This window comes from Legionella qingyii, assembly GCF_003990155.1.
GTDB lineage: Bacteria > Pseudomonadota > Gammaproteobacteria > Legionellales > Legionellaceae > Legionella > Legionella qingyii.
In genome coordinates, this window is the sequence record NZ_RZGX01000012.1 from 127,621 (window position 1) to 133,961 (window position 6,341).

Sequence of the window (6,341 nt, forward strand, 5' to 3'; positions counted from 1 at the left end):
CCGGGATAATACTAAGCCCTTACTTTATGACTGAAGTAGTTTATAAAAGATCAATTCCATGTAGATGAATTTGGAGAATTATAAAAGCATGACATATTACAATACACAGTCCGAATCAGTAGCTAATTTCAGGATACAATCAATAATGCCTTGGATGGTATGGGGCTTGGGTTGTTTATTTTATTTTTATGAATGTCTTTTACAAGTGTCTCCCAGTGTTATGAGTAACGAATTAATGAGAGATTTCGCAGTTACCAGTCAAACATTGGGAATTCTATCTGGTGTCTATTTCTATTCCTATGCAGCAATGCAATTACCTGGTGGCGTGTTAATGGACTATTTTGGTCCACAACGATTGTTAACTCTAGCGACCATTGTTTGTGCTGTGAGCACTATCGCATTCGGAATGACTGATAACTTCTTTATGGCCTGTGTAGCTCGATTGATGATAGGCTTTGGTTCAGCTTTTGCCGCCGTAGGTACTATGAAACTCGCTGCAAATTGGTTTCCAGCACAACGTTTTGCCTTGCTTACTGGCCTCATGGTTACCTTGGGAATGTTAGGAGCAATTGGTGGTGAAGCACCTTTAGCATTATTAATTGATAACTTTGGCTGGCGTAACAGCATGCTCATTATGGGAACCACTGGCCTTGTTCTTGCTGTCCTGCTTGTTGCTATTGCTAAAGATACTCCCGAAAAGCAGGAAATATCTCATCATCCAGTTGAAGAGGAACGCGTAATACCCAGCTTATTAACACTAATAAAAAACAAGCAGCTTTGGTTAGTTGCTTGCTATGGTGGTCTAATGTATATGGCAACCCCGGTTTTTTGTGGACTGTGGGGTGTTCCCTTCTTGATGACCAAAATGGCGATCACCAAGACAACCGCAGCAAATTATATTTCTCTAGTGTTCATCGGTTGGGCAATTGCCAGCCCCTTATGGGGAATGTTTTCAAATCGTATTGGTTTACGCAAGCCACCTATGTACATAGGATGCATTGGGGCACTTATCTGTTCTACGATTTTAATTTTTGCTCCAATTAGTAATGAAATATATATGGAAATTTTACTTTTTGCATTTGGTATTTTTTCCGCAGGCTTTTTACCTGCATTTACTGTAGCTAAAGAATTATGCAATAAAAAATCTGTCGCTACAGGTTTAAGTTTTATGAACATGATGAATATGATAGGTATTGCATTGGCACAACCACTCATTGGTTTCATCCTTGACCGGATGTGGAAAGGAGAGCTGAATGGAAATGTTCGAGTGTATCCATTAGCAGCTTACCATACCGGACTTGCTATTATTCCAATAGGGATGCTTATTGCCTTAATTATTTTACCAAAAATTAAAGAAACTTATTGCCAAAGTGTACATTAATGAAATAATACGACACTTCCTGGGATATAGTCGCCTGGGTACAGTAAAGCGGAACCCGGGTTCCCCTGTTACCTTCACTCGGGCTACACATTTTTAAAGTAGATTTGATATGGCTAAAAAATTATACATCAAAACCAACGGCTGCCAGATGAATGAGTACGATTCAACTAAAATGGCAGAAGTTTTGTTGCAATCGCATGGCTTAGTCAAAACGGAAAACGTTGAAGAAGCAGATGTAATATTGCTCAATACATGCTCTATTCGTGAAAAAGCACAAGAGAAAGTTTTTTCTCAATTAGGCCAATGGCGTGAATATAAAGCAAAAAACCCGCATGTAGTGATTGGCGTTGGTGGCTGCGTTGCAAGTCAAGAAGGCGAAGACATCATTAAAAGAGCCCCTTTTGTCGATATCGTTTTTGGCCCACAAACATTACACCGACTTCCTGCATTACTCAATGAACGCGCGGAAAAGAAAAAACCGGTAGTTGATATCAGTTTCCCGGAAATTGAAAAATTTGACCACCTGCCCGCACCAAGAGCCGAAGGTCCGACAGCATTTGTCTCAATTATGGAGGGTTGCAGCAAATACTGCAGCTTCTGTGTTGTACCTTATACTCGTGGCACAGAAATCAGTCGACCATTTGATGATGTGCTTGCTGAATGTTATCAATTAGCAACTCAAGGCGTTAGAGAAATCAATTTATTAGGGCAAAATGTTAACGATTATCGGGGGGTGATGGAAAATGGAGATATTGCTGACTTGGCACTATTAATTCATTATCTTGCTGCCATAGAAGGAATAGGTAGAATTCGTTTTACCACGTCACATCCTTTAGCATTCTCAGATAATTTAATTAATGCTTATGCTGAAGTACCTGAGTTAGCAAATCATCTGCACTTACCGGTACAAAGTGGTTCTGACCGCATATTAGGCTTAATGAAACGAGGTTATACTGCTTTAGAATTCAAATCCAAAATCAGAAAATTGCGTAAAGTACGTCCAGATATTCGCTTATCTACGGACATTATTGTTGGTTTTCCAGGAGAAACAGATAAAGACTTTCAGGACACGATGGATTTGGTTCATGAAATAGGCTTCGATACCTCATTTAGTTTTATTTACAGTCCAAGACCAGGTACCCCTGCTGCGAATTTACCCGATGACACCCCTGTCGAAGTGAAAAAGCAAAGATTGCAGATATTACAAAACAGACTGCTACTGCAAGCATCTCGTTACAGTCAGTCTATGACTGGAAGTATCCAGAGACTATTGGTAACTGGCCACGCTAAAAAAGACTCCCAACAGCTATCTGGTCGTACCGAATGCAATAGAGTGGTGAACTTTGACGGTCCAGCGCATTTAATAGGGCAATTTGTTGATGTTCAAATCAGTGAAGCCTTGCCTAACTCATTACGAGGTCGTCTCATCGCAGTTGAGACTGAAACGATTTGATGATAGAACATATTCATAAAAAACTAACTGTTCCACGCGAGTATCACAATCAACGAATTGACAGTGTGCTCGCGCATTTGCTTCCCGACTATTCTCGTTCGCAAATCAGTAATTGGATCAAAAACGGGACAATAATTCTCAATCAAAAACCATGCAAACCCAAAGACAAAGTGCTAGATGGAGATTTGATTGAAATTAATGTGGATTTTACTTTAACAGACCTGGATTTCAATCATTGTGTGCCTGAAGAAATTCCTTTAAATATTGTGTATGAGGACGAAGATATTCTAGTACTCAATAAACCTGAAAATATGGTAGTTCATCCTGGAGCTGGAAATAAAGAACATACATTGGTTAATGCGTTGCTGCATCATGCACCATCCTTATACCATTTACCCAGGGCGGGCATTATTCATCGATTAGATAAAGATACAACAGGTTTATTAGTCGTAGCAAAAACTCTACCAGCACATACTTCTTTAATACGACAAATGCAAGCTCGCGAAATTCAGCGTCATTATGTTACTTTAGTACAAGGTCATATTATTTCTGGTGGAACGATTGATACTGGTTTTGGACGGCACCCAAGAAATCGATTAAAAATGGCCGTTCAGGAGCAAGGACGACAAGCAATTACCCATTACTCCGTAAAGAAACAATATCAGGATTTTACTTTATTAGATGTCAATCTAATGACTGGACGAACCCATCAAATAAGAGTCCATTTAGCCCACATCCATCATCCTGTAGTTGGTGATCCTTTGTATGGTGGACGTATGAGATTCCCGGCTCATGCCAGCGAACAGTTACGTACTGTACTCCAAGATTTTAAAAGACAAGCACTGCATGCCACTACCCTCTCATTTTATCATCCAAAAATAGAAAATGAGTTGACGTTTAAGGCCCCAATGCCGGATGATTTTAACCTTCTTCTTAACACATTGGACGCGCATTATGAAGACTAACTTAGCTAATTGGCCGGCGCCAAAAAATGTCACGGCCCTGAGTACAACACGTTTATCGGGATATAGCCAAGCTCCTTATGACAGCAATAATATGGGCTTGGGTGTGGGAGATAATGAGCAACATGTACTAAAAAACAGGCAACAACTTGTGGAGATGTTGCATCTGCCTGGTGAGCCTCAATGGTTATCTCAAACTCACAGTACTCATTGTGTTATTGCAGAAGAAGACTCAAACAGAAATGCAGATGCCGCCATAACTCGCTCGTCGAAACACCCTTTAGTGATTCTTACTGCAGATTGCCTGCCTATCATGCTTTGTAATGTACAAGGTACCGAGATTGCAGCTATTCATGCAGGCTGGAAAGGACTAGCTCAGGGTATTATTGAAAATACGCTTGATAAAATGATGAGCCCCACATCTGATGTATTGGCGTGGATAGGCCCATCAATTTGTCAAAAGTGTTATGAAGTGGGTGAGGAGGTATATCAAGCATTTGCCATTAAGTACCCTTTAAGTAAGCAAGCTTTTAAACCCGTTAACGGACAATGGCTGGCTAACTTGCCTCTAATTGCTGAAATTGTTCTGAACTCCAGAGATATTAAAGCAGTTTATCAGTCTGGACTATGTACTTTTGAGTTAAAAAATGAGTTGTATTCCTATCGAAGAACGTCACAAACAGGTAGAATAGCTACCTTAATCTGGTTTAATGATCAACCTCAGGACTAATAATATGATTAAACATATCAAATTCATTATAAGTACCCTGCTTCTTTTTACAGCCTCATTTACCTATGCGGCTAACGAAGCAGATGCCGCTCCCATACCGAGTTTAGCCCCAGCCTTAAAAAACATCATGCCTGCAATCGTGAATGTTGCAGTACAAGGTTATTTACCTGCTAGTGCCACATCACCCAATTCTTCTGGCAATGATGAAGAAGCTCAAAACAGCAGACAGCCGAATCAAACAGCTCCTGAAAAAGGACGTAAATTTGAAAGTATAGGCTCTGGTGTTATCGTAGATGCACAAAACGGGATCATTATTACCAACGATCATGTAATTCGCAACGCAAATCTTGTCACCATCACGTTACAGGATGGCCGACGCTTAAAAGCCAAACTGATTGGCAGCGATAGTGAAACAGACTTAGCTATATTAAAAATTAATGCTACAAACTTAAAATCATTGCCTATAGGCGATTCAGATCAATTACAAGTAGGTGATTTTGTAGTTGCTATTGGAAATCCTTTCGGCTTAAACAGTTTTGGTAATAGTCAGTCTGCAACTTTTGGTATCGTTAGTGCATTAAAACGCAGCGACTTAAACATTGAGGGAGTAGAAAACTTTATCCAAACTGATGCTGCAATTAACCCAGGTAACTCTGGTGGTGCATTGGTTAATACAAAAGGGGAATTGATTGGGATTAATACTGCAATTCTTTCTCCTTACGGTGGTAATGTGGGAATAGGTTTTGCTATACCCATTAACATGGCAAAAGATGTAGCACAGCAAATTATTAAATTCGGCTCAATTCATCGAGGCTTAATGGGTATATTTGTTCAACATTTAACACCTGAACTTGCCCATTCTTTAGGATATCCTGAGGATTTTCAAGGTGCATTGGTATCACAAGTTAATCCAAATTCACCTGCAGAACGGGCTGGATTAAAATCAGGTGATATTATTACCCAAATTAACAATACAAAAATCACACAAGCGACTCAGGTAAAAACAACTATTAGTCTCTTACGTGTCGGTTCAAATGTTAAAATGGTTGTTCAACGTGATGGAAAGACAATCTCCCTGGATGCAGTTGTTACTGACATTAAATCACATGAGCAAAAACTCCAATCAGAAAATCCTTTCCTTTATGGGCTGGCATTAAGAAACTTTGAGCAAGAAACACCTCCTCATGGTAACGTCATTGGTGTACAAGTCGTTGGCGCTTCAGAAACAAGTGCTGGATGGCGTGCTGGTTTAAGACCTGGAGACATTATTATCTCTGCAAATAAAGCACCAGTTAAGGACGTTAAGTCATTACAACAAATTGCTCAACAGAAAAAGCAAGAATTGTTAGTTCAAATATTACGTGGTCCTGGCGCCATGTATTTATTGATCATTTAACTTCTCAAAAAATTGATTCCTGGGTAAAGCATGACGATACCCAGGACTCAACTCTAACGCCATACAAAGTTCGAAATATTAAAGTGTATTCGCTCCAAATATCATACCCCGACTAGCTTTATAAAAAGATATCCTAAATCAGTCTAATTTTTATTAGCTGCTTGGTAGTAGCATGCAAATTAATATTGATGTTTGCATAATCAGTATAGGCGACATGGAGCTTGCCACTTAGTACTCTATTATTACAGGGCGATTTCATCAAAGTTTAAGAATAGAACAGATTGATATGAGAATTCCTAGATGTTTATTGAATTTTAAATAGACACTTTAAATAAGAAGTGATAAAAATCAGGCACCTACGTTTCCCGACGTAGATTATAAAAATCTTAAGAAGGAGCCTGATTGTGTTAGAAAGTACG

5 protein-coding genes are annotated in these 6,341 nt (G+C 39.3%); all 5 read left to right on the forward strand.

The window, feature by feature from the left end; all coding sequences use genetic code 11:
* Positions 1-88 precede the first annotated feature (88 nt).
* The 5 genes from ELY20_RS10355 to ELY20_RS10375 all read left to right on the forward strand — a co-directional run bounded on the left by ELY20_RS10355 (position 89) and on the right by ELY20_RS10375 (position 5,922).
* Complete coding sequence (locus ELY20_RS10355) at positions 89-1,381, forward strand: MFS transporter (protein WP_110142208.1); 1,293 nt, start codon at positions 89-91, stop codon at positions 1,379-1,381.
* 109 nt (positions 1,382-1,490) lie between these two features.
* Positions 1,491-2,834 carry a tRNA (N6-isopentenyl adenosine(37)-C2)-methylthiotransferase MiaB gene (miaB, locus tag ELY20_RS10360; protein WP_110142209.1) on the forward strand — a complete coding sequence of 448 codons (1,344 nt, stop codon included), beginning with the start codon at positions 1,491-1,493 and terminating at the stop codon, positions 2,832-2,834.
* Positions 2,834-3,799 (forward strand): 23S rRNA pseudouridine(1911/1915/1917) synthase RluD, encoded by a 966-nt coding sequence (gene rluD, locus ELY20_RS10365; protein WP_110142210.1) that lies wholly within the window; start codon positions 2,834-2,836, stop codon positions 3,797-3,799. Before miaB ends, rluD begins: the two co-directional genes overlap by 1 nt.
* On the forward strand, positions 3,789-4,526 hold the full coding sequence (gene pgeF / locus ELY20_RS10370) for a peptidoglycan editing factor PgeF (protein ID WP_110142211.1): 738 nt from the start codon (positions 3,789-3,791) through the stop codon (positions 4,524-4,526). Before rluD ends, pgeF begins: the two co-directional genes overlap by 11 nt.
* Positions 4,527-4,530: 4 nt before the next feature.
* The gene (locus tag ELY20_RS10375; RefSeq protein WP_165831591.1) at positions 4,531-5,922 is read left to right on the forward strand and encodes a Do family serine endopeptidase; all 1,392 of its coding nucleotides are present in this window, start codon (positions 4,531-4,533) and stop codon (positions 5,920-5,922) included.
* The last annotated feature ends 419 nt before the right edge of the window (positions 5,923-6,341 follow it).